This window comes from Streptomyces gilvosporeus (assembly GCF_002082195.1).
GTDB lineage: Bacteria > Actinomycetota > Actinomycetes > Streptomycetales > Streptomycetaceae > Streptomyces > Streptomyces gilvosporeus.
Genome location: NZ_CP020569.1, coordinates 8424617 through 8448641 on the forward strand (window position 1 = coordinate 8424617; position 24025 = coordinate 8448641).

General features: G+C 71.3%; 22 protein-coding genes and 1 pseudogene. 10 read left to right on the top strand and 13 right to left on the bottom strand.

Features of this window, described 5'->3' with window-relative positions; genetic code table 11:
• Window positions 1-4: 4 nt before the first annotated feature.
• Window positions 5-598: a hypothetical protein gene (locus B1H19_RS37335; protein WP_083109284.1), complete on the bottom strand. Its 594-nt coding sequence runs from the start codon at window positions 596-598 to the stop codon at window positions 5-7.
• A gap of 179 nt (window positions 599-777) precedes the next feature.
• On the opposite strand from B1H19_RS37335, the pseudogene B1H19_RS37340 reads away from it, so the two are divergent.
• Window positions 778-1990, top strand: a pseudogene (locus B1H19_RS37340) (RNA-guided endonuclease InsQ/TnpB family protein); the annotation flags it as partial.
• Between the two features lie 45 nt (window positions 1991-2035).
• Here the strand turns inward: B1H19_RS37340 and B1H19_RS37345 are convergent.
• Window positions 2036-3778: a hypothetical protein gene (locus B1H19_RS37345; RefSeq protein ID WP_237289730.1), complete on the bottom strand. Its 1743-nt coding sequence runs from the start codon at window positions 3776-3778 to the stop codon at window positions 2036-2038.
• 271 nt (window positions 3779-4049) lie between these two features.
• On the opposite strand from B1H19_RS37345, the gene B1H19_RS37350 reads away from it, so the two are divergent.
• Complete coding sequence (locus B1H19_RS37350) at window positions 4050-4772, top strand: AAA family ATPase (RefSeq protein WP_272482245.1); 723 nt, start codon at window positions 4050-4052, stop codon at window positions 4770-4772.
• 54 nt (window positions 4773-4826) lie between these two features.
• Here the strand turns inward: B1H19_RS37350 and B1H19_RS37355 are convergent, their stop codons facing one another.
• The gene (locus B1H19_RS37355; RefSeq protein WP_083109285.1) at window positions 4827-5402 is read right to left on the bottom strand and encodes a helix-turn-helix domain-containing protein; all 576 of its coding nucleotides are present in this window, start codon (window positions 5400-5402) and stop codon (window positions 4827-4829) included.
• A gap of 107 nt (window positions 5403-5509) precedes the next feature.
• On the opposite strand from B1H19_RS37355, the gene B1H19_RS37360 reads away from it, so the two are divergent.
• A complete protein-coding gene (locus tag B1H19_RS37360) occupies window positions 5510-6475 on the top strand; it encodes an alpha/beta fold hydrolase (RefSeq protein WP_083109286.1) in 966 nt (321 codons plus the stop codon).
• Window positions 6476-6515: 40 nt separating this feature from the next.
• Here B1H19_RS37360 and B1H19_RS37365 read toward each other — a convergent pair whose 3' ends face one another.
• The 6 genes from B1H19_RS37365 to B1H19_RS39020 form a co-directional block, all read right to left on the bottom strand.
• Window positions 6516-7439, bottom strand: coding sequence for a hypothetical protein (locus B1H19_RS37365; RefSeq protein WP_083109287.1), 924 nt, complete (start codon window positions 7437-7439; stop codon window positions 6516-6518).
• A 93-nt stretch (window positions 7440-7532) separates the two neighbouring features.
• Complete coding sequence (locus B1H19_RS37370; RefSeq protein ID WP_083109288.1) at window positions 7533-8753, bottom strand: DUF2306 domain-containing protein; 1221 nt, start codon at window positions 8751-8753, stop codon at window positions 7533-7535.
• 150 nt (window positions 8754-8903) lie between these two features.
• A complete protein-coding gene (locus B1H19_RS37375) occupies window positions 8904-9419 on the bottom strand; it encodes a PadR family transcriptional regulator (protein ID WP_083109289.1) in 516 nt (171 codons plus the stop codon).
• 35 nt (window positions 9420-9454) lie between these two features.
• Window positions 9455-10066, bottom strand: coding sequence for a hypothetical protein (locus B1H19_RS39015; protein ID WP_203237301.1), 612 nt, complete (start codon window positions 10064-10066; stop codon window positions 9455-9457).
• A gap of 45 nt (window positions 10067-10111) precedes the next feature.
• Complete coding sequence (locus B1H19_RS37385) at window positions 10112-11062, bottom strand: DMT family transporter (RefSeq protein ID WP_083109291.1); 951 nt, start codon at window positions 11060-11062, stop codon at window positions 10112-10114.
• A 197-nt stretch (window positions 11063-11259) separates the two neighbouring features.
• Window positions 11260-12129: a helix-turn-helix domain-containing protein gene (locus B1H19_RS39020; protein WP_159028233.1), complete on the bottom strand. Its 870-nt coding sequence runs from the start codon at window positions 12127-12129 to the stop codon at window positions 11260-11262.
• A gap of 169 nt (window positions 12130-12298) precedes the next feature.
• Here B1H19_RS39020 and B1H19_RS37395 point away from each other — a divergent pair, with 169 nt between their 5' ends.
• Window positions 12299-13507 carry an MFS transporter gene (locus B1H19_RS37395; RefSeq protein ID WP_237289732.1) on the top strand — a complete coding sequence of 403 codons (1209 nt, stop codon included), beginning with the start codon at window positions 12299-12301 and terminating at the stop codon, window positions 13505-13507.
• Here the strand turns inward: B1H19_RS37395 and dapA are convergent.
• Window positions 13498-14427, bottom strand: coding sequence for a 4-hydroxy-tetrahydrodipicolinate synthase (gene dapA, locus B1H19_RS37400; protein WP_083109292.1), 930 nt, complete (start codon window positions 14425-14427; stop codon window positions 13498-13500). The two genes, B1H19_RS37395 and dapA, sit on opposite strands and share 10 nt — an antisense overlap.
• A 706-nt stretch (window positions 14428-15133) precedes the next feature.
• Window positions 15134-15349, bottom strand: a complete 216-nt coding sequence (locus B1H19_RS39110; protein WP_162500694.1) for a hypothetical protein — start codon at window positions 15347-15349, stop codon at window positions 15134-15136.
• A gap of 54 nt (window positions 15350-15403) precedes the next feature.
• Between B1H19_RS39110 and B1H19_RS37405 the strand changes: the two genes are divergently transcribed.
• The 6 genes from B1H19_RS37405 (at window position 15404) to B1H19_RS37430 (ending at window position 22645) form a co-directional block, all read left to right on the top strand.
• The gene (locus B1H19_RS37405) at window positions 15404-16330 is read left to right on the top strand and encodes a thiaminase II/PqqC family protein (protein WP_237289733.1); all 927 of its coding nucleotides are present in this window, start codon (window positions 15404-15406) and stop codon (window positions 16328-16330) included.
• A 26-nt stretch (window positions 16331-16356) separates the two neighbouring features.
• Window positions 16357-17655, top strand: a complete 1299-nt coding sequence (locus tag B1H19_RS37410; RefSeq protein ID WP_083109294.1) for an MFS transporter — start codon at window positions 16357-16359, stop codon at window positions 17653-17655.
• Between the two features lie 107 nt (window positions 17656-17762).
• The gene (locus B1H19_RS37415; RefSeq protein ID WP_083109295.1) at window positions 17763-19124 is read left to right on the top strand and encodes a hypothetical protein; all 1362 of its coding nucleotides are present in this window, start codon (window positions 17763-17765) and stop codon (window positions 19122-19124) included.
• Window positions 19125-19134: 10 nt separating this feature from the next.
• Complete coding sequence (locus B1H19_RS37420; RefSeq protein WP_083109296.1) at window positions 19135-20403, top strand: MFS transporter; 1269 nt, start codon at window positions 19135-19137, stop codon at window positions 20401-20403.
• A gap of 43 nt (window positions 20404-20446) precedes the next feature.
• Entirely contained in the window at window positions 20447-21295 is an 849-nt protein-coding gene (locus B1H19_RS37425) for a formyltransferase family protein (RefSeq protein ID WP_083109297.1), read from the top strand.
• A 195-nt stretch (window positions 21296-21490) separates the two neighbouring features.
• The gene (locus B1H19_RS37430) at window positions 21491-22645 is read left to right on the top strand and encodes a carboxylate-amine ligase (RefSeq protein ID WP_159028234.1); all 1155 of its coding nucleotides are present in this window, start codon (window positions 21491-21493) and stop codon (window positions 22643-22645) included.
• 58 nt (window positions 22646-22703) lie between these two features.
• On the opposite strand, the gene B1H19_RS37435 is transcribed toward B1H19_RS37430, so the two are convergent.
• Both B1H19_RS37435 and B1H19_RS39115 read right to left on the bottom strand, forming a co-directional pair.
• Window positions 22704-23522: a lipase family protein gene (locus B1H19_RS37435; protein ID WP_083109299.1), complete on the bottom strand. Its 819-nt coding sequence runs from the start codon at window positions 23520-23522 to the stop codon at window positions 22704-22706.
• Between the two features lie 187 nt (window positions 23523-23709).
• Window positions 23710-23865: a hypothetical protein gene (locus B1H19_RS39115; protein ID WP_162500695.1), complete on the bottom strand. Its 156-nt coding sequence runs from the start codon at window positions 23863-23865 to the stop codon at window positions 23710-23712.
• Window positions 23866-24025: the final 160 nt, after the last annotated feature.

Consider the following 24025-nt stretch of genomic DNA (forward strand, 5'->3'; position numbering starts at 1 on the left):
CCGACTACCCCTGCCCGCCCAAGAGCTGCGTGATCTGCTGGACGACGTCCACCGCCGCGGCGAGCCCGGCCACGGCCGACGTGCCGAGTTCGAGCCGCTCGCGCAGCCACTGCAAACGGTGGCGCCGCACCTGCCCCGTGGCGGCGATCTCCTCCTCGGCCTCGGCGAGCCGGGACCCGACCTCGGCCGTCTCCTCGCTGGGGCGGAGCAGGCACAACTGCTCGCGCAGGGTGCGCATGGCCGTACGGAGTTCCGGCGCCGCGTCGAGCACCTGCGTCGAATCGTCCACGGCCCTGGCCTCCGCGCCCGCGGCCACGGCGCCGCCGGTCATGACGCCGATGCCGATCCCGCCGTCGGGGGCGGCAGGCGGCGGCACTGCCCCGCCCCCTGGAGGCGGCGGCACGGGCGTCGGCCGGCCGACGCGCCGCGAACGGTCCTCGGCCGAGGCTCCCGGCCCGGCCGCCACCGCGCCGCCGGTCAGCACGCCGACGCTGATCCCGACCGAACTACGCTGCTCCCTGGGTGAGTTGCCGGGCGGTCGCTCCTCCGAGCCCGTCTCCTCGCCCGTCTCCTCCGGCTCGTGCGTACCCGTTGTCATCAGGTTTCCTTCGGGATACCCCCGGCTTCAGCCGGGGGAGGAACGAAGCTCCTGTGGAGCAGGGCAGGGGCAGCTGGATCGCTGCCAGGGCGATCGGGCGTCCACCCCACAGCGGGGTGAGGTAGCCCACAATGATCGAGATCGCTCAACTGTCAGTCCTCCCAGGTAGGTTCAGGTTCATGACGGCACCCGTGAAGGCGGCGGAGGGTTCCGGGCACGCCCGGTTCACCTATCGCATACGTCTGTCGTCCACGGCCCGTGTCGCGCTTGAGGCGGAGTGGGACCGGTGCCGTTGGGTATGGAACGAATGCGTCGCGAAATCCAAGGCCGTGCACCAGCACAACAAGGCCACGGGCGACAAGCGCACGTGCGGCCCTGTGCAGCTCGCGAAGATGCTGACCGAGGCTCGCGCCCGTACGCCGTGGATGCGCGAGGGCGCGAATGTTCCTCAGCAGCAGACAATCCGGGACATCGGTAAGTCTCGGGCCAAGGCGCTCAAGGACGTCAAGGCCCGGTTGCCGATGCGGCAGCGTGCCGGGATGCCGAAGTACAAGAAGAAGCGCGAGGCGCTGCCGACGCTGGAGTACACCCGGCGCGGCTTCCGGCTGAAGAACGGCCGCCTTCACCTCGCTGGCGGAATCGTTCTTCGGGTGGTGTGGTCGCGGGCCCTTCCTGAGCCGCCCTCCAGCGTGCGCGTGTACCGGGACAGCATCGGACATTGGTACGCGTCGTTTGTTGTTGCCGCCACCACCGAGCACCTGCCCGAAACTGGCCGAGTGATCGGGATCGACTGGGGCGTGAAGGAGACCGCTACCACCACATCCGACGCCCACGACCTTCCCCACGCGCAGCACGGGAAGACCGCCGCGCAGAAGCTCGCCCGCTATCAGCGGATGACGGCCCGCCGCAAACCAGCGAAGGGGCAGCCCGGATCGAAGGGCTACCGTGAGGCGAAGCGGCAAGTCGCGAAGCTGCACAAGAAGGTTGCCCGGCAGCGGCAGGACAACGGTCGTAAGTGGGCAAAGAAAGTCGTCCGCGACCACGATGCGATCGCGGTGGAGGACTTCAAGCCGAAGTTCCTGGCACAGTCGACCATGGCGAAGAAGGCGGCCGACGCCGCGATCGGCGCCACCAAGAAGGCCCTGGTGGAGATGGCCCGCAAGCACGGGCGCGCCGTGCATTTGGTCCACCCCGCGCACACCACGATGGACTGTGCGCAGTGCGGAGCGAGAACCAAGCACGCACTTCCCCTCTCGATGCGAACGTATGCCTGCACCGTGTGCGGAGCCGTATCCCCTCGGGATAAGAACTCTGCCCGCGTGATGCTGGTCCGGGCTGGTCTTCAACCCGGCTGGTGCTGATCGTGTAAGACCTGTGCGCCCGCTGGGCCGCAGGCGACGTGAGCCAGGAATCCTCCTCGTTTACGAGGGGGAGGAGTCAAAACAGACCACCCATCACATCGCCCACGATGTCGAAGTGCTTCGCCGACGACTTCTCGCCCGACGAGACCGCGCCGCCGCTCATCTGCCCGATGAACACTCCGCCCCCGTTCACATTGACCACGTACTGCTCGAACTCGCCCGTCTCATAGCCCTTCTGACGAAGCGCCTCCCGCACCCCGCTGGCGATCCGGTCCTGAAGCGTCTTGACGTACCGGCTGATGTCCATCTCCTGGAGCAGGGACACCTCCTTCACACTGCCCAGCTCCCGCACCGACGTGGCCGGTCCGTCCGGCAGCGCGAACTCCGGGATCGTCAGCCAGACACGGAACTGCGAGACGGCCGTGCGCAGCAGGCCGACACCAGCGGCGAAACCCGCCGACGGGCTGCCGAGCACGCTGTGGACGGCATCGCGCAGAATGCCCTCCCCGCCGCGTGCCGCGATCACGTCCACGGACCGGAACTCCGGGCGCACGGGGGTGAGGATGTGCGGTACCACCTCCAGGACCAGGATGCCGCCCTGGGTGTGGACGCGGATCAGCAGCGAGATCCCGACCTGTTCGTCCCACGCCCCGACCCGGACGCGCAGAAAGTGCCGACGCGCCTCGCCGCCCTCGCCGACCGCACCGTTGAGGTGCTTCTGGACGGTGGCGGGCTCGTACTTCACCAGGCCGCGCGCCATCCCGACCGGCAGATAGACCATCTCGTCGACTTCGAGGGTGCGCAGGCGGTCGCGGCTGGTGGCGGCGGCCGACGTGCGCAGGGCCTCCAGCTGCGGTGTGATGAGGTCGATGACCTCACGGCCGGTGAGCGGCCCGGGGTCCGGCGCGGGGGTCGGCCCTGCGCCCGTGCCGGGCTTTGCCGCCCAGGTGGACGGCTGCGGCGGGGCCGGCTTCTGCGTCGCCGGTTGCTGCGGGGCCGGAGGCCACCCCTTCCGCTTCAGCTCCATGACGAACGACCACGGTTTGTACGGCTCGCCGGCTCCGACGAACGGCCTGAACGGGTCGTAGATCGCCAGGCCCGCATGCTGTTCGCGGTCGATGGCCGCGCCGATCCGCCGGAACTGGGCGGTGTCCGGCAGCGTCTCCCGCGACGCCTTGGCGAAGGCGGCGCGGCTCAGCTTCTCCCGCATCACGGAGACGACATGCGTGCGGTACGACCACACCGGTGGCACCAGCAACACCGGGAACACCGCCGCCGTCCAGGCATCGGCACCGTTGATCAGCGCGATGATCACGCCTCCCCAGTAAGCGATCCCCGCGGCGAACGGCAGGACCGGCAGCACCGCCTTCAGCCGGCCGCGCGTCGCCTCCTTCAGCACCGCCCGGCCGAGACCGAACACCGAGCTCCTGCTCCCGCGCACGCCCCACGACACCAGGCAGACCACGCCGTACGCCAGGAACCACGGAATGGGATACGCCGTCTGCGCGCCGATCCCCGCCAGCCCGAGCCCGATGAACAGCCCCCAGACGAGCAGCAGCACCAGCCCGGTCTCCGCCTCCCGGCGCCGGGCCTGGAGGGCGTGCGCGAGGACCGGCAGGGCGTCGATACCGAGCGAGGGCGCGATCGGCCGCTCCTCGTGCTCGACCAGCTGCTCGATGACGCGGTGGCGGAACTCGCTGTCGAAGTAGACCCCCGCGCACAGCAGCCGCGTGGCCTCGCTACGGATGTGCCGCGACGCCGCGGCCGCCGTCCGGGCCGCGGCCGAAAACGTCGGGCTGGGCTGCTTGGATACGGACATACGTCCCCCGTCCCCCGATCCCCCGGTGGTTCAACTCGCCCCCCGTGAACGGATGGTGAGTGAGTTGCGGTAGATGCAGTATGGCGACGGATCCGCCGGCGTGGAAGGGGATTCGCGGCTACGGGTTGGGGACGGCGGGGCGACGAGCCGGTGTGCGTGCCCTGTCCCGCCCAGGGATTTCTACAGTGCTGTAGATTTCATGGTCCGTCGGGGCGGGGGAGTCGACGACGGGGCGGTTGCGGGCAACGGGGAGAAGATGGGGAGCGGTTCCTTGGACGATGCGGTCGGGCCGGCGGGCGCAACGGAGCCGGAGCAGTCGGCCGACCCCTGTGCCGAGCCGGTGTTTCGCCCCCGCGGACTGGTGGATTTCCGGGCCCCGGGCGCGGACGAGGGCCCGGGGGACGTCCCGCCCGTGTTGTCGTACCCCGCGGGTACCGTGGTGGTGGTCTCCGGACTTCCGGGAAGCGGCAAGAGCACGCTGCTGCGCCGCTGGTCCGAGGCGGCGCTCGTCATCGACCCGAGGGTGGTCCATGTCGCCTGCGAGGCGGTGATGCCGGCCTGGTTGCCGTACGCCGTCTACCGCCCCTGGGCGCGATGGCGGTACTTCCGGTGGCTGCGCGCCGCGGTGGACGGCGGCCGGCCCGTGCTGGTACACGACTGCGGAGGCCGGCCGTGGATGCGCAGATGGCTGGCCGGACGAGCCGGACGGCAGGGGCGCGAACTCCACCTGGTCCTCCTGGACGTGGGGGTCGCCGAGGCCCTTTCCGGCCAGGAGACCCGCGGCCGGCGGGCCTCGCGCCGCGCCTTCGCCCGGCACCGGCGCGGCCTGGATCGCCTGCTGAGCGCGCTGCCGGCCCGCGGACCCCGCGGCGGTACGCAGCCGGTCCCGGACCTCGTACGGGAGGCGGCCTCGGTGGTCCTGCTGGACCGGGGGTCGCGCGAGCGGGTGGCGGCGGTGCGGTTCGACGCGGCGTCGCCGGAGGGGGCGGCGTAGCACCATGCGGGGCGGCCGGGGTCCGGCCTCGGCGCCCCCGGCACCTGGCGGGAGTCAGCCGCGCTCGGCCTGCCCGGGGCTCGTGTCGGTGTCGCGCGGCGGTGGCTCCTCGGCCGGGAACACGATCGGGCTCAGGAGGTGGCGGGTGCGCTCCGGTGTGGGGGCGTGGCCGATGCGGGCCGCGATCACCTCACGCATCTCGCCGATCATCTGGGTGAGTTCGTCCCGGCTGAGCCAGACCGCGTGCTGGCGGAAGCCCACCAGATCGGCGGCCGGATCGGCGCCGTCCCGGTCGAGGTACGCGTCGAACTCGGCCAGCAGCGCGGCCATGGCCACCGCGAACCCGCGGCGGTAGTCCTCCCGCGACATCGAGGCGGCCGTGTCGGCGTCGATCACCGCGCGGCCCCGGTGCAGCCGGTAGCGGCGTTCGACGGAGCCACGCACCCGCTGTTCGTCCTCCACCACCAACAGGCCCCCGTCGGCGAGGAGTCCGACGTGCCGGTAGACGGTGGCCTTGGAGACGTCGGGAAGCAGGGCGCACAGCTCCGTGGTCGTCAGGGTCCGCCCGTCGTACATCGCGTGCACGATGCGCAGCCGTACGGGGTGCAGCAGCAGATCGACCGTATCCATGGACACAGATTCTCAGTTCCGATACGTTTCTCAAAGTTGAGAATGGTGACGATGGTCTCGCGTGCCGGAGGCCACCGCTCCGAAAAACTCGAGAACAGGGAAACCCCATGCCGCACACCTCCGCGCCGCAACTCCCCGTGCCCCAGGCGGCCTTGACCTCTCCCGCAGCCCGTCCCGAGACTGCCGACGCCGCGGCCCCGCCCCTGGGCCGCCGATACGACACCGGTGAGCGTCGGCTGATGCTGCACCGCTCCGGGACCGGGGGTCCGGCAGTGGTGTTCCTGGCGGGCGCCGGTCAGGTCGGTCTGGACTACCTCAACGCCCACAACCGGATTGCGGAGCGGACCACCAGCGTCCTCTACGACCGCGGAGGAACCGGCTGGAGCGACGCCGTCGAGCTGCCCCGTACCGCCGCCGCGGTCACCGACGAACTCCGGGCCTTACTGCGGACCGCCGCCGTCCCCGCCCCGTACGTCTTCGTCGGCCACTCCCTCGGCGGCGCCTACGCACGCCACTACGCACAGCGCTTCCCCGCCGACGTGGCCGGCCTCCTGCTGCTCGACCCCTTCCACGAGGACCTCCACGCCAACGGGCCCCAGCAGGCCCGCGATATGGTGGAGCAGTTGAACAGCCAGGAGATGCCCGAGCCGACACCGGAGCAGCTCCAGCAGGCGCGCGAGCAGGCCGCACCACTCTTCGCGAACTGGCCGGAAGCCGTACGCGGGCCGCTCCTCGACCACCACCTCGCCGCCTGGAAGACCGGGCTGTACGAGAGCCGCAACCTCTACGACGAGGTCGCCGCCGAACTCCGCGCCGCGCCCGGTCTCCCCGATATCCCGATGATCGTGCTCACCGCCCTGGGCCACGACAACACCCAGGCCCAGCTGTGGCCCGACGACGTCCTCCGCGCCATCAACGACGCCAAAAACGCGCTGCACGCCCAACTGTCCGCCTCCGTCCCGCGAGGCGAACACCGCATCCTCGCCGACGCCGGGCACGGCTGGATCCACGAGGAGCGCCAGGATGCCGTGCTGGAGGCGGTCGCGGATCTGTGCGGGGGAGTGGGTGGGTGAGGGAGCGGGGCGACGCCTCGGCGGAGCCGGTGCCGATGCGTCAGGGGCGAAGCCCTGCCTGTCGTGACAGCAGCAGGCGTCCCACCCCGCCCGCCAGCAGCAGCCCGCCGACCATGGTGATCAGCGACAGGCCGGGGCCGGACGACCAGTGGACCGTCGAGGCGTGGGCGCCCAGTTCGAGGGTCACGGCGAGGGCGACGCAGGGGAGGGCGAGCAGGGCGGGGCGGATACGGGTCAGGTCGTCCTCGGCCAGTGCACCGAGGACGCCGACGCCGAGCGAGAGCGCCCAGACGCCGAGCGCCTGCGCGTCGGGGCGGTTCACGGTCCACGGAACGAAACCGGCCCAGAAATCCGGCAGCGCGAGCAGACCCGCCCCGATCCCGGACCACGCCGAACCGAGCACCGCCAGAAACGGCTTCGACCAGCCCGGCAGCGGGGCGATCCGACCGCCGCGCGGCCGGGCGGGCTTGAGGTACTGACCGACCAGGCAGCCGACCGCCGCCATCCCGAGCAGCCCCAGGACGGCCACCCATCCGAGGCTGAACAGGACCAGGACCAGCGAACCGCCCTCCGCTGCCTGGAGCCGGCCGGCGTTGAGCAGCGTGACGGCGAGCAGACCGACGAGCACGAGGGCGAGCGGCAGGACGAGGGTCCGGACCTCCTCCCAGACGCGGGCCCGGCCGATCACGAACAAGCCGGGCGCGACGCCGACCATCGCCGCACCGACGAGACCGGGGCTGAGCGGCTCGGGCGACGTCCAGGCGCCGAATACGTGCCCGGTGAGGCTCACGGCCGCCAGCAGGGCGCCGACCAGAACGCTGATGAGGGCCACGGCGGTGGCCAGCATCGTCACTCCTGCGGTGAGTTCCCGGCCGACCGGTCCCTCGGGCCCGCTCCGCCCCTCCGACGCCACGGCCTCGACGGCGCCGGACCCGTCCGTTTCCGTTTCCGATTCCTTGCTCATCTGCGCTCCGTTTGCTGACCGTTCCCTTGGCCGAGCCGATAAGTCGCCCTGTCGATACGCCCGCCGCATCCCCGAGGGGCACCCGGAAACCGCCTACCGACCCGACCCCGACACCGGCTCCGACGTCACCCCCGACGCGGCCCCCGCCACCGGAGCCCGCCCCTCACCCCGGCCCCCGCGCAGCGCCTCGCGCCTGACCGCCTCGCGGGCGTACATGACGCGCAGGCTGACCACCGTGGTCGCCATGAACGCCAACATGCCGCAGCCGATGGCGACTCCGGCGGACAGGGCCGTCTGCCCGCCGAGCCCCAGGTACCGTTCGAACGCCAGCGTCGCGCCGGCCGAGAACGCCGGTGCCAGACACAGTCCGGTCAGGTGCAGGCGCCACTCCTCGCGCGCCCAGCTCCGCCCCTCCCGGCCCGCGCGCCGCTGCCCGGCGAACATGACGGCGTAGGCCACCGCGTACGGAATCAGATACCCGGCCAGCAGCCGCTGCCCCTCGGCGCCCCACCCCACCAAGGACCGCGCGATCCACACCAGGGCGGCCGCGCCCGCCAGATGCGCCGCGACGAGCACCGGCAGCGGCACCCATGTCCCGGACACCCCGGGAACCGTCGTCCGCTTGTCCATGGCACGGGAGGCGAGCAGCGCACCGAAGACGACCACGGAGCCGAGGTGCATGATCGCGACCCGGTTGACGTCCTCCAGGGACAGCCCCGGCAGCAGCCCCGGCAGCGCGCCCCACTCCAGGCGCAGCAGCGGCGCGGTCATGAGGTACCCGTAACACAGCAGCATCCAGCGCTGATGCAGGTCGGGAAGCCGCCCGACGGCGGCGAAGATGCCGAACGTCATGCTCAGCACGGTGCCGACCAGAATCGTGGCCAGCACGATCCAGAACGCCGCCCCGCTGAACGCGTCACCCGGCGCCGTGCGCACCAGATAGACCGCGGCGCCCGCCATCGAGACGTACACCGTCAGCGCGAACACCACCCCCATCGCCCGGTGCAGCCGGATGCGCCGACGCACCGCGGACAGCAGCTGGACGGGCCCGAGCAGCATCAGCGCACCGCCCAGAACCGAGTGGACGATCATCGCCACGAGGCTGCGTCCGTACGGGCCGATCCGGGTGGCGAAGGCATCGGCGACATAGCGCGGCGACACCGCACGGGACAGCAGCCATTCCCCGAACGCCGGTGCGCCGCGCTGCGCGTACGGCCACAGTTCGGTCATGGCGACCGGTGCGTAGCCCACGCAGACGACGACCACGGCGAGGGCGGCCACGCGGCGCCAGGCGATCCCCCTCGGACGGTTCACGGCGACTCCCTCGCACGCGGGCGGCACGCGGCCTCGACCCGCCCAATAGTCCTTCTTGGATCGTCCTGATTGGACTATCGAGAAGGTAGGGGCGATCCGTCACCGTGGTCAACGGTTTCTGCGGCCATCGCCGCGGTCATCGCCGCGGCATCACGCTCCGCGCTGCTCCACCCACTGCCAGAAATCGACCATCATCCGCTCATAACGGATCCCGAACTCCAGCGCCTCGCGCTGCCCGCGCGTCAGCAACTCGCCGACGCTCTCCGCGAGTTCCTCGTACCCGGCGAGCGTGGCGTGGTGCTCGGTGAGCTGCACCGGGGCGAGCACCTCCGGCCGCGCGCCGAACCACAGCTTGAGGATGCCCCGCTCCCGCGCCTCGACCGGCACGAACGTCGGGTCGCCGAGCCACTCTTCCAGCGCCGCCCTACCGGCCACCGTCAGCTTCATCACCCGCCGGTTCCGCCCGCCCGTCTGCCGGACCTCCGACAGCAGACCCGCCGCCACGAGACGGTCGCACTGCGCATACACCTGCGCATGCGGCATCGACCAGAACGGCGCGACCGTGCGCGCGGCCTCGACCTTCACGTCGTACGGACTGGCCTCACCCAGTTTGTCGATGATGCCGAGCACGAGGAACGAAGGGGTGGTCAACCGGGAGTCCGCCATGCCGCGACCGTATCGCGCCACCGGGCCACGTCCGCTCAGCGTGCCAGCTGTTGGCACAGCCGGACGATGTCCGGCCGCACCCGGCCCGCCGCCGCGCGGCATACGGGCACCATGCCCTGCGCCGTCACCGGGGAGCCGCTCGGCCACCCCTGCTGCCATCGCGGCGCCACCCGCACCACCGTCGGATGCCGCCGCGTCCGCCGGTGGTGCGGCGGCGCCGGCTGCCGCGGGTGCGCGCGCTCCACGGCCGGGTCCGTTCGGCGGATGACGCGAGGGGGCGGAGGAGCACCGACCGCCGCTCCCTTCGGCGTCGTCGGAGCCGCCCATGGCTCCGACGACGCCGACGCCTCCGATGTCTTGGGCGGTTTCGGAGCCTCTGGCATCTTGTGCGGTTTCGCGGCCTTGGCGTCCTCCCTGTCCGGTGTGGTCACCAGCCGTTCCCGCACCGGGCGTTCGGGCAGTTCCGGACCCTGCGGAGCCGAGGCGTCGGCGCGTTGCGACGCGGGCGACGGAGCCGCTCGGCCGTCGGCCGGATGCGGTCCCACCACCGTGCAGCCGCACAGCGCGACGAGCGCCAGCACCACGGTCACGCCACCCTGCCGCCGCCCGGACATTCCCACCGCCGAAGACCCCCACCAAGTGCTCACGACCCGATCAACGTCCGGCGGCCCGTGCGCGTCACGCGGTGCGCCTCACGCGGTGCGCGTTTCGGCGGCCCGCCTCCCCCACGCGGTGCCGAGGAGGATCAGCGCCGCTCCGGCGTAGCCGAGCGCTCCCAGCTGGTCGCCGCCGAGGGCGACGCCGATCACCGCGGCCCACAGCGGTTCCGTACCCAGCAGCAGGCTGACGCGGGAGGGGCCGGTGCGGCGTACGGCCCACAGCTGCACGAAGAAGGCGAACAGCGTGCAGAGCAGCGCCAGGTAGAGGAGGTCCAGCCACTGGCCCGCTACCAGGGCGGCGGCCACGCGCAGGGGCGGGGTCCCGACAAAGGGGGAGAGCACCGTGAAGCAGAGGACGGCGGTGGACAGCTGGACGAAGGTCAGCGCACCGTCGTCGGCGCTCTTGATCGAGGCGAGCCGGTGTGTGGTGAGCACATTGGCGGTCCGGGCGAGGGCCGCCAGGAGCATCAGCAGATCGCCGAGCGAGGGCGCGGTGAAGCCGCCGCCCTGGGTGAGGAGCAGCACTCCCAGGACCGATCCGGCGGCTCCCAAGAGGAACGACCCGGTGGGCCGGGTGCGGCGCAGCGCCGCCTCGGCCAACGGGGTCAGGACCATCGTCAGGCTGATGATGAGGCCGGCGTTCGTCGCCGAGGTGTGCACGACGCCGTAGGTCTCCAGGACGAAGACGCAGGTGAGGATGAGGCCGATGAGGATGCCGCCGCGCACCTCGGCCGCGGTGAGCCGCCGGATGGCGCGGAGGCGGAGAAGCCCGAGCAGGGCCGCGGCGATGAGGAAGCGCAGGAGCAGCGTGGCGACGACGGTCGACGGGCCGGTGATGCTCTTGGTCGCCAGATAGCTGGAGCCCCAGGCGACGGCGACGGCCAGTACGGGGGCGTCGGTCAGCCAGCTGCGGGACGGTGAGGGGGTGCGGGAGGGAGCAGACGAGGCAGCTGATGCGGGGGCGGACGAGGGAGCGGATGTCATGGGGTTCCCAACGGTGACATGACGCCGTCTTGGCGGCGGCCCTCCGGGGAGGGGGGTGGAACCACGCCGTTGTAGCCCTCGGACGCCGGAGATCGACTCGGCGGAGTCGACCGTACCGGCGCATGATCATGACATGGCGACGCCCCGTGCCACCTCATCATTTCGGCGCGGTGTACGGGGCCTGGCAGCAGCGGAGTTCACCTCTGCGCGGTGAGCGTGCGTACGGCCGCCTCGGCGGCCCGGTCGTCGGGCAGATAGCACAGGAAGTGATGACCGGGTTCGTCGACGGCGGCCAGCTTCACATAGCGCAGCCGCAGGTCGCCCGCCGTGGGGTGGCGGAAGTGCCGGACCGCCGGGTGGTAGACCGCGGTTTCGCGCTGGTCGTACCAGCGGGCCGCGTCCGGGTCCTCGATGAGGTCGGCGACGATCTCGGCGTAGCGCCGGTCGTCGGGGTGGCGGGCCGCGTTGGCGCGGAACTGGCCCAGCAGGGCGCGCGCTTCGCGCTCCCAGTTCACGATCAGGGTACGGGCCGGGGCCCAGCGGAACACCAGCCACAGCAGGTTGCGCTGCCTGGGCGGCAGGCGCGCGAAGTCCGTCAGCAGGGCCGCGTAACCGGCGTTCCAGGCCAGCAGGTCCCAGTGCGGGTCCAGGACCACGGCCGGGTTCGGCGCGACCGCCTCCACCAGCGAGAGCAGGTTCCGCGAGACCCAGCCCGGTGGCTGCGCGGACGGCGTGCCCTCCTCCACGAAGGACAGCACATGTGCGGTCTCCGCCGGATCCAGTCGCAGCGCCCGCGCCACCGCACGCAACACCTGCTCCGAGGTACGCACCCGCCCCTGCTCCAGCCATGCGTACCAGGAACTGCTGATCCCGGCCAGCTCGGCCACCTCGTCGCGGCGCAGCCCCGGAGTACGCCGCCGCGGTGTGCCGGGCAGGCCCAGCGAGGCGGGGGTCAGCCGCTCCCGGCGCGAACGCAGAAAGGCGCCGAGCTCCTTGCGTACGCCGCGTACGGCGCTTCCCCTGCCGGCCCCCGGTTCCCTGCCGGCCCCCGGCCCCCCGACGCTCATCGCCTCTGTCCCTTCCTGCCTACCGGCCGCTCGGTACCTCCGCGCCTGCGGTGCCCGCCCCGCCAGCCTGTGAGTGTTCGTCATCGCCTGGGCGGACAACCCGGACCGCACGGGTGGTGAGCTGAAGGAGCCCGGGGAATTCCCGGGCGTGGGAAGGAGTGAAACCCTCGTGTCCAGCGTGTCCACCGGGTCCGCCAGTTCGACGACAACCGCCGACCCTACCTCCGGCCTGCCCCGCCGTACGCTCTGGCTGCTGCGTTCGGCGGGACTGGTCAGCAACTTCGACCGCTTCTGCATCGCCCCGATGCTGATGGTCATCGCGGCACGACTCGGCGCAGCGATGTCGACCGTGGTGCTCGCCGCCAGCGTCTATTTCCTGTGCTACGGCGTGATGCAGCCGGTCTGGGGGCTCGCCAGCGACCGGCTGGGGCGGGTACGCGTCATGCGGCTCTCGCTCGCGGCCGGTGCGCTCTCCGCGGTGATCTCGGCGTGCGCCCCCGACATCACGGTGCTGATCCTGGCCCGAGGCGTGGCCGGGGCGTGCTTCGCGGCCTGTGTCCCCGCCTCGCTGAGCTATGTCGGCGACGTCGTCCCCGCCGCGGTCCGGCAGCGCCCGCTCAGCGACCTGATGACCGCCTTCTCCCTGGGAACGGCCCTGGGCACGGTCGTGGCCGGGGCGCTGGCGCACGACGTCAGCTGGCGCCTGGTCTTTCTGCTGCCCGGACTGATCGCCGGCTTCCTCTGCTGGGCGCTGCGCGGGCTCCCCGAACCGTGGCGACAGCCGTCCGCCCGCGCCTCCCGCTCGATGCTGGCTCCCTTCCGGATCGTGCTGGGATCGCGCTGGATGTGGTGCGTCATGGGCATTGCCCTGGTCGAAGGGGCCGTGCTGCTGGGCTTCTTGACGTATCTGGCACCCGCCCTGGAGGCCCGGGGCGTGCCGACCGCGGTGGCCGGTGCGGTGTCCGCGCTGTACGGGGTGGGCGCGATGTCGTCCGCGCAGCTGGTCAAGAAGCTGGTGGGGAGGTGGAGCCCGGTCCGGCTCATCGTGACGGGCGGGGCGCAGGCCGCCGTGGCGTACGCCGTCGCCGCGGCGAGCCGATCCCTGGTGGCGCTGGTGGTCACCGCGCTGCTGCTGGGCGCCAGTTGGTCGTTTCTGCACACCACGCTCCAGTCGTGGGCAACGGCGCTGGCGCCGACGGCCAGGGCCACCGGCGTCGCGATGTTCGGTGTGAGCCTCTACGGCGGCAGCGCCCTGGTCGGCACCCTGACCGCCGGCGCCGCCGGCGCCCACAGGTACGGCCTGCTGTTCCTGATCGCCGCCGCGCTGACGGTCCCGCTGACGCTGGCGGCCGCCTGGGGGCGCGCCCGCTACCGCTGAGGGTGCGCGAACAGTTCGGTGAGGACGGCCTCGATCTCGTCGTGCTCGCGCTTCGTGGCCGGTAGATGGGGGAGACGGGGAACGCCCACCGGACGGCCGAGCGCGGCGAGGGCGGCCTTGGCGAAGGGCACCCCGCCGACCTCCGCGGTCAGTTGGAAGAGGGGACACAGCCGCTGGTGCACGTCGAGCGCGCCGGCCGTGTCGCCCTCGGCGAACCGCCGGATCATCGCATGCAGCAGCCGCGGCGCCACATGTCCCGCCACGCCGATGAGCCCGGACGCGCCGACGGACAGCCACGGCAGCGACAGCGGATCCTCGCCGCAGTAGTACGCCAGCCCGGTACGGCGCATCACCGCGCTGCCGGCCGGCAGATCGCCCCGCGCGTCCTGGACCGCCACGATCCGCGGGTGCTCGGCGAGCCGTGCGAAGGAGTCGGCCGCCATCGCGATGCCCGTGCGGAAGGGAATGTCGTGCAGCATCATCGGCAGTTCGGTGGCCTCGGCGAGGGCGGTGAAATGCGCGACGACGCCTTCCTGGGCCGGGTGTGAGAAGTACGGGGTGACGGCGAGGAGCCCGTGGGCGCCCGCATCGGCCGCCTGGGCGGCCAGTTCCAGGGAGTGGCGGGTGTCGTTGGTGCCGATTCCGGCCGTCACCCGTGCGCGGGCGCCGACGGCGCGGACGATTTCCCGTACGAGATCGCGCTTTTCCTTGTCGGAGGTGACGGGGGCCTCGCCCGTCGTGCCGTTGAGGACGAGGCCGTCACATCCCTCGTCCACCAGATGCGCGGCGAGGGCGATCGCCGCATCGAAGTCCAGTCCGCCCGAGCGGCGGAAGGGGGTCACCATCGCGGTGATGTTCTGTCCGAACAGGCCGACGGCGGTTCGGCTCCGGGCGGCTCGGTGCGCTGCGGCAAGGGTCATCCGGGTGCTTCTTTCTGGTCTTGCGCCGTGGGGGAGGTGACCCACCGTCCGCGCCGTGCGGTGGGGCGGTGCGGCGCCGTTGCCGCGGGCCGAACTCCACTGCTTCACAAGGGCGTTCACTGAGTCATCGGTGACACCCTGCCGTTTGCGCGGCCGTCGCGTCCACAGTCCCCGCGGTCGGTTCCGGTGCCGCGACGACGAATTCGGGGGCGCATTGCGGGGGACGGCGCGAATCGGTGGACCGGACTCCCTGATTCCGGCCAGGGAAAGCCTCCGTACGTTTTCCGCCCCGTCTTCGTCTCTTCGCCCGTTCGCCGGCGGCATACCGGGTGTCGGGGTGTCGCGAAAGCGCTACCGGAGCCGCGGCGAGAACCCGCTGTCCGCCGGTGTCCGGGCCCCGGTGCGGCCGTCGGCGACGGGATATCAGGGGCGGAAACCGGCCTGTCGGGGCCGCTTTTCGGCCGGGGCTCAATTCTTTCGCCTACTCGTCCTGGAAAAGTCCCCGGACCGCCGTCGGCGCAGCCTTCAACGATGGGTCAAATACCGCTTGACCAGCCGTTAAACCATGTGAATAGCGGCCGCCGCGTGACGTCCGTCACGATGATCTGCCTTGTCCGTGCTCAGTTCATTGCGGCAATATTTCGACGTGCCGAGTTCACCGCCGCAGTTCGGCGAATCTCGGTAATTCAGTGCGGAGGGAGGTGAATCAGATGATGAAGATCACCGTGAAGAAGGTCGAGGCTCCCGCCGGGGGGTCGAAGATTGCTTCCGTCACCACCTGCGGCTGATGCTGCTGACCCGGGGGTGCCGTATTCACCGATACGGCACCCCTGCGGCCAATGGGGCACAGAAAGGTTCTCGCATGACAGCGCCCACCACTGACCGTGTGGACATCCAGAACGCCCAGGCTCGTATAGAGCATCCGCGACTCCGTCACTGCACGTTCAAGTGGGTGTCGGACGACTCTCCTATGCTGATGATCGTCGGCAAGGAATACTTCGAAATCACCGAGGACTTCGGAACCCGGGAGCAGTTCCTCACCATCAAGCGCTACTTCGACGGCCGGCACTCGATCGCCCAGATCGCCGAGCGCGCGGGCGTCGACGAGGACTCCGTACGGCAGATCGCCGAGACCTTCGACGAGCTCGGACTGCTGTACCGCACGAGGCCGATGGCCTCCGTACCTGCCAAGGCGTTCATCGAGCAGATCGAGGCCAGCTGCGATATGTGGGGCCGTCAGATCGGCTTCCACAACCTCTTCGCCGGCCTGGAGAGCGGCGATCTGCGCGGCGAGGTCTTCATGGGAATGATCCTGGAGACCTACCACTATGTGAAGGCGGCGCCCAAGCACATCGCCACGGCCATTGCCCACTGCGATGACGAACGGCTGGTGCCTCTCCTCTCCCGCTACTTCACCGAGGAATACAACCACGCGGGAATGCTCCTGCAGTCCCTGAAGAAAATGGGCGTACCCAAGGAGCACATCAAGAGCGCCCATCCGGTCATCGGCACCTGGTCGCTGATCAACAACCTCTGCGAAATCGCCCGCCAGGACACGCTCTCCTATATCGCCTGCACCACGCTCTTCGAGGCGCGTGCCGACGATTTCGAGGAGGGCACCGAAAGCCTGCGGCGCGCCGCGCGCACGGCCGGATATCCGGAAGCCTGCGCCGAACCGCTCATCACGCATATGCGTATCGACGTCGAGGCCGGACACGTCGGCCTGCTGGACGAGGCGGTCGGAATCCTTGGCGACATCCCCGCCGCGAACGCCCATAAGGCCGTGAACAATCTGCACGACCTCAAGCATTCGTACGACCAGTTCCACGATGGAATCGTCCAGTACTACTCGGACATCGCCAACTACATTCCGCGCATCAAGGTGGACTATTTCAGTCTCTGAGCACCACGATCTCTGAACACCACGAGATGACTCACGTCGAGCACGCGCACACGGGGGCGGACGAAGTGACTACTCCGCTGCGGCGGCACGGATCCTTCGTCCGCTTCTGGATCGCCCAGACGAGCAGCCAGTTGGGCGACGAGGTCTACACCGTCGCCCTCCCCCTGGTCGTCTATGCGGTGACCGGATCCGCCGGGGCCATGTCCCTGATTTTCGGACTCTCCATGGTCCCGCACGTCGTCGCCGGCCTCTTCGGCGGCGCCCTGACTGACCGTCAGGGCCCCTACACATTGCTGGTCGCCACCTCGCTCCTCGCCGGCACCCTGATGACCACCCTCGCGGCGCTGGTCTCGACGGGCCGGGCGGGCGTCCCCGTCATGGCCGTGATCACCGTGGCGCTCGCCTGCGCGGCCTCCACCCTGCTGTCCGCCTACGAATCCGCCATCCCGCGGCTGATACCGGCGCCCCGCCTGCTGGAGGCCAACTCACGGCTGGAGAGCACCCGGACCCTGTGCACGGTGCTCGGCCCCTCACTGGCGGGCTTCCTGACCGGTTTCGGCAACGGCGGCCCGGCCATCGCCCTGAACGCCCTCAGCTTCTTCGTCGCCACTCTCATGATCGTCCCCTTGCGCACACTCAAGGGGGCCGAAGGGCCCGGCACGGTCACGGCGACACCCGTCAACACCCCCGTTCCGGCACGGGAGTTGTGGGCCGACGTCCGCGACGGCCTCGCCCAGGCATGGCACCGCCGCCCCGTCCGCATCGGCATCCTGCTCAGCTCCGGAGCCAATCTGTGCACCGGCTCCCTGGACATCTACGCGATCTTCTCGCTCCGGCACAACCTGCACGCCTCGGCGGTCGTCGTAGGACTCCTCTTCACCGGCTCGGGCCTCTTCGCCATGCTGGCCGCGACCCTCCTGCCGCGTCTGGGCAAGCACGTCGGCTACGCCCCCGGCATGGGCCTGGGGCTGGCCGGGCTCGGCAGCGCCTGCGCACTCATGGCCTTCCCCTCCCACCTCGTCGTCGTGGCGCTCGCCCTGATGGCGAACACCTGCGGCACGGTGATCTTCAACGTCCAATGGCGCGCCATGCGCCAGCACGTCGCGGGACCGGCCCTGGTCGGCCGCATCTCCGGCATCTGCCGCGGCATCGCCTTCGCGGCGGCCGCGATCGGCGCCTGGGTGGGCGGACTGCTGGCCACCCTGTCGGGCAACGGCAGCCGCCTCTATCTGCTCTCGGGAGCCGTCTTCGTCGCCGCCCTCACCCTGTGCGCCCTGAGCTTTCTGCGGCGCAGTCTGCGCTCCGTGGCCACCGCCGTGCCGTGAACCGACACCGCCACCACACTCATCCCCGCCACACTCACCCCACCCCCAACACCCCGCCCTCACCCCTGCTCAGCGCCAGGAACGCAACGAAAGGCAAGCACCGACGTATGGGAAGCCGAACGGCCCAGGACGCCCTGCGCGACCTCGACGGCGTGCTCTACCACCCCGCCGACGACGGCGACGAGAAGTCGGCCGGCGCGCTGGCCGCCCGAAAGACCCTGCTGGACGAGGGAGTCAGCTTCCGCGGCGTCGACAGCGGCGAGGTGCCCTGGCTCGTGGCCGCGGAACCCTTCCCCGTGGACGAGGAGCTGACGGGACGGCTGCGCAGCCTCGGCGCCGCGATTTTCGCCCTGTCCGACGCGGTGCAGGACCTGTACGCCGAAGGGCATCCGGTCGTGCGCGACCACCTGGACATCGGGGTGCCCGACGACGTCCGCGGACTCGACCTGGCGCGCACACTCGACCTCTTCCGGCTCGACGTGGTCGTCACCGACGGCCGCCCCATGGCCACCGAGCTGGAAGAACTCATCGGCAACGTGGGAAAGATGCACGCCTTTGAACGGGCCTACGGCGTCTCGGCGACGCCCCTGTTCTCGGCGTTCGCCCGGCGGGACGTCACCCGCGTCTGGCTGGACGACGAACTCGGCTCCTACCGCCCCGAAATGGCCCTGATGCAGCGGCGGATGAAGGAGGAGTTCGGCCACGACGTCGCCGTCGACTTCTTCTCCCGCTTCCAGGACGACGGCCGCAAGGGATGGCGCTTCTGCTACGTCAAGGACTTCGTCCAGTACGACGCGACCGTACGGGAACGGATCGTCGCCGGCAGCGAGACCCTGACCAACCCCCTCTTCTCGGGCTACGGGACCAAGGGCCTGCTCCCGCTGTGCTGGCACGAGGACCTCGCCGACGAACTCACCCGCCGGATGGGGCAGGAACTGCTCGACACGGTCAGAGCCGGCACCCCGCAGGCCACGCTGCTCCCGGCCGCCCCCGCCCCCGAAACCCTGAACTCCCTGCGCGAGGCCCGCAAACGCACCGTCCTCAAGGTGATGGACGCCCCCGGCCACCCCGAATACACCTGGGGCAGCCGCGGCGTCTTCTTCGGCGACACCGCGGCCAACCGCTGGCGGCAGGTGCTCGACGCGGTCGCGGCCGGGAACATCCCGGGCCGAACCGATGCCGAGGACGTCCGCTACATCGTCAACTCCCTGGTGGACAGCGACCGTTACGACATCGACTTCCTGCACCCGCGCGAAGCGACGCTCTGCACGATGCCCCGCGCCAGGGTGCGGCTCGGCCCCGTCTTCAGCCGGGAGCCGGACGGCCCGCGGCTGCTCGGCGGCCACGCCACCTTCGTGAACACCAGCCGCAAGGCCCACCTCGGCCGCCATGCGATCTGCGCACCGATCCGGCTCGCCACGGCGGCCACCGGCGATGCCCCGGGCGCCGTACCCGGCTCCCGACCCTGAAACGCCGCCCGTGAAACGCTACCGCGCCCTGTTCCGCCACCAGGGCCTCCCGTTATGGAGCGTGGTCCGCGCGCTCACCCGCTTCCCGATCGTCGGCGCGCCCATCGGCTTCGTCCTGCTGGCGCGTACGACGCTGGGCACCTACACCACCGGCGCCTGGATGGCCGCCGCCTACATGATCTGCGAGACGATCGCCGCCCCCGTACTCGGCGCCCGGTTCGGACGCGGCAACGTGCTCCGGGGCCTGCGATGCGCCCTGCTGACCGCCGCGGCCGCCTTCCTGGGCATCGCCCTCGTGGCCGGGGCGGCGGGCACTCCGGTGCTGCTGGCGCTGGCCGGAACCGCCGGCGCGGCGACGGCCGGCCTCCAGGGCGGCCTGCGCAGCCTGCTCACCACCCGGCTCGACCCCGCCGACGTACCCACCGCGCTGAGCTGGGAATCGGTCATCCACCAGTTCGTCTACGCCCTCGGCCCGGTCGTGGTGGCCGGGACGGCCTTCGGCATCGACGGCCGAGCGCCCATGGTGCTGGCCGGGACCGCGGCCCTGGCCGCCGCGCTGCTGTCCGGACGGCTCCCGGGGATCACGGAACGGACCGCACCCGGAGCCGCCGGCTCCCGGCAGGCGGCACGCCGCGCCCTGCTCGGTGCCTGGCCGGTCTACCTCACCAGCGCAGGAGTCTCGTTCCTCATCGCCACGGTGGAGGTGCTCCTGGCCCCGCTGCTCGACGAGAACGGACTGCCGGCCTCCCTGTCCGGACCGCTACTGGGCGCCTTCGCCGTGACCAGCCTGCTGGGCGGCCTCTGTTACGGGCTGCGCACCTGGCGCATGTCCTACCGGTCGCAGAGCCTCGTCCTGCTGATCGCGGTGGCCACACTCGTCGGCGGCGCCGCCCTCGCGGCAGGCGCCGGGCCGGTCCCCCTCACCGCGTTCCTCCTGCCGGCCGGCGCCCTGTACGCGGCGCTGCTCACCGCCCGCAACCTGTCCCTGCGCGAGCGGCTGCCCCGCGGCCTGGACGCCACCGGCTACTCCCTGCTGTACGCCGGCAGCGGCCTGGGCTTCGGCCTCAGCGCCGCCCTGTCCGGCGTCCTGCTGACCCACCTCGCCCCCCACACCGCCCTGCTCATCGCCGCCGGGGCGACGCTGCTCCTGGCGGCGGCCGGTGCGGCTGCCGAACGGGGCCGACGTACCCGGCGGCCGTCGCCACCACCCCCGGCACACGGCCAGAGCCCTGACGCCGGTGCGGTCCACGAAGACCGCCCCGCCGCCTACCACTCGTAGTCCTCACCCCTCCCACCCGTCACCACACCAGCAGGAGAACACCATGAACCCCACCGAGCACGCCCCCATGCCCACCACGGACCCCACCGACCACGCCCGCACACCCCACCGCGTACACCTCCCCGGCTGCCGCACCCCCGGCGAACTCCGCTTCGCCTATCTGAACCTGGCGGACCACCCCCGCGGCGTCCTGATGCTGCAACGCCTGGTCGCCGCGGGGTTCGTGCCCACGCTGGTGATCGACGAGGAATCCGCCCTCGCCGACAGCGGCCGCTCCTCGCAACGCGCCGAACTCGACCGGGTGCCGGGCTACGAACCGCCGCCGCTCACCGAGGACCTGTGCGCCGCACACGGCATCCCCCGATACACGGTGCCGCACCACAACGACAAGAAGGTCGCCCACCTCATCCAGGAGGCCGACGTCCACATAGCCGTCCTCGGCGACACCCGCATCCTGAAGCCCTTCGTGATCGACAGCGCCCCGCACGGAATCGTCAATGTGCACCCCGGCTTCCTCCCGGACGTCCGCGGCAACAACCCGTACATCTGGTCCGTCATCCACGACCTGCCGCAGGGCGCGACGGCGCACTTCATCGACCCGGGGGTCGACCGTGGCCCGATCCTGCTGGCCCGCCGGATCGAACTGCCCGACGGAACCGACCTGCCGCAACTCGTCCACACGCTCAACGAGCTCTGCGCGGACATCGTGGTCGAGGCCCTGCACCACCTCGCGTCGGGAGCGGCCACCGCCACCCCGCAGCCCGACGACCCGCGCCTCACCTTCCGCGAGGCCCGCCCCGAAGTCCGCGCCCTCGCCGCCAAGATGCTGCGCGAACGAGCCGAGCGGGCAGAACGAAGCGAACGGGCCGAACGGCACGTGATCCGGCCCTAGTTGGGCAGCGGTGCGGCCCGCGCGGCGCTCCCGACCGCCAACGGAGAATGCCTCATTCGCGCCCACCGAATCGCCCGCAGCCGTGCCTACTGTGGGAGCCACGTTCTCGTGCTGTGTGGCGCGGAGGCTGGAGGCGGCGTGCGGGAGTCCTGCGCAGTGGGTGTGGAGGTCCGGGCGGGGCAAGGGGAACTGACGGTGGGGGTGGAAGAGGAGTTCGTTCTGGCGCATGCGGTGACGCGTGAGGTGGCACTCGCGGCCCCTTCCGTGGTGGAGGCGGCCGACCTGCTGGCAGGGACCGGGCATGTGGTGGGCGAGCTGGCACAGGCACAGCTGGAGACCATCAGCGCAGTCTGCTCCACCACCCGGCAGCTGCGTGCGGAGGTCACCCGGCTGCGCCGCTGTGCGGCCCGCGCCGCGCAGGAGGCCGGCTGCCTGCTGGTCGCCTGCGGCACGGCACCACTGGGCGATCCCGGCCCGCCGCCGGTCCAGGACAAACCGCGCTCGCACACGATCGCCGCCCGGTTCGGACCGCTGCTGGATCAGCTGTGCGCCAACTCCTGCCATGTGCACGTAGGCGTACCGGACCGGGAGGAGGCCGTCCAGGTCGTCAACCACCTGCGGCCCTGGATGCCGCTGCTCCTGTCCCTGACCGCGAACTCCCCCTACTGCCGCGGCCGCGACACCGGCCACGCCAGCTGGCGGGCCATCCTGTGGGGCCGCTGGCCGACCGCCACGCCGCCCCCGTACCTGCGCTCGGTGGACCACTACGAGCAGATCGTCTCGGCGCTGGTGAACAGCGGGGCGGCGCTGGACCCGGGCATGCTGTACTGGTCCGTCCGCCCCTCCCGGCATGTGCCCACCGTCGAGATCAGGGTCGCCGATGTGCAGCCCGGCGCCGCCGACACCGTCGCGTATGCGCTACTGGTGCGCGCCCTGGTCGCCGCGGCGCTGGCCGACGTACGCAAGGGGAGACCGGCCCCGCCCGTGGAGGAAACCGTTCTGCGCGCGGCGACCTGGCGCGCGGCCCGGGACGGGATGTCGGGCCAGGCCCTGACCGCCCCGCTGCCCGGAGCACTCCGAACGGTCCCGGCCTGGTACCTGGCCACGGCCCTGCTCAGACACGTCCAGGGCCCGCTGCGCGCCGCCGGCGATTTCGACGCCGTACGGCGCTGGCTGTCGCGGCTGCAACGGCACGGCACCGGCGCCACACGGCAACGCACCGTGTACCGGCGCACGGGACGCCTGGAGGACGTGGTCGACGCGCTGGCGGTCCCCGCGACGCTCCCGCGCGGGGCCGAGGGGGACCCGAAGGGCCGCACCGCCCGCGCGGACACGGTGCAGCCCCGGTGATCCATGGCCGGGCACCCACGGCCGGGGCGCATTCGGCCCGGCCGGATCACACTCGGCTTCAGCGCTGGTTCTTCTCCAGCGCACCGATGTAGTTGTTGATGAAATGGTCCCGCACGCCGTCCGAGGCCGGTGCCAGCGCGTCGGCCGTCAGCCCCCGGGCGCGGTCGACAAGCCCGGCGGCCAGGGGCATCGAGTCGTGCAGCTTGCCCTTGGAGTCGATGTAGCGCAGGGCGTCGACGTGATGGAAGGCCGGCTCGGGCGGGAGCTGGGGCACCACGTCGTTGTTGTTCACGAAGCGGTACATCCGGTCGGTGAAGGCCGTGTTGAACTCCTGGGCCAGCAGCCGGTCACAGGTGCGCGGCTGGCCGAAGGTGTAGATGCCGTCGGCCCTCAGCCGCGGATCCTCGAAGTGCAGGCGGGCACCGGCGAGCATGGCCAGCGCACCGCCGAGACTGTGACCGGTGAACCAGATCGTCTGGCCGTTGTCCCGGAACTCGCCGAGCGCCGCGCGCACTTGTGGCCAGATGGAGTCCAGCGCCTCGGCGAAGCCGTAGTGCACGTATCCCCTGCCGCCGGGACCCGGCCACGGCGGGGTGGTCGCGTCGGACAGCCAGTCACGCATGTTCGTCGGCTCCGTCCCGCGGAAGCCGGTGATGATCATGTGCTCCCCGGCGAGGGTGTACGCCTGGGTGTCCTCCAGGGGGAACGGCGGGCGGAAGCGGGTCTCGTGGTGCCGCACCCGCGGGAATCCCCATTCGCGCGCCGTGTTCTCGATGGTGTTCTTGTCCTTGTAGGCGAGGTCGGCCGCATGGGCCATGCACAGGGCGTGGCCGAGGCTGTAGCAGGTGGCGCGATGGTCGATCGTGACAGAGGTCAAGGCAGCTCCTCCAGGCAACGGAACGCGCGACCACGCCGAAAGCGAAGATCGCGCTCTGTAGCGGTGCAGCTACAGAGCGTATTGCCCTCTGGGGTCCCCACCTCTCATTTCTGGAGGCGTGGCGCCGCTGCGAGCCGGGCGACGTACATCACCGGGACATCGCCCTCTTGCCGCCGGTCCGCCGAGGTCAGCCCAGCGTCCGGGAGAACGACGGCGCCGGTGCGGAGTTGCCCACGGTCGATGCGCCGCGTATCACCTGTTCCAAATTGCGCAGCACTTTCTCCGCTTCCGTGCGGACCTCGGTCGGTATGTCTCCCCGTTCCGCGACGAGCCGGTCGTACACCGGCACCTCCTGCCACACTTCAACCACTCCCGTTCCGTGCCGAGTTGCGCTCCGGGGCGTCCGGGAGCAGCTGCCGATTCTACGTCTGCCCTGGTGCGCCGTCGCCCGCGGGCTGGCCGAGCCGGCCGAATCCGGCCCGCGGTGGCGTGCTGGTGCGTAG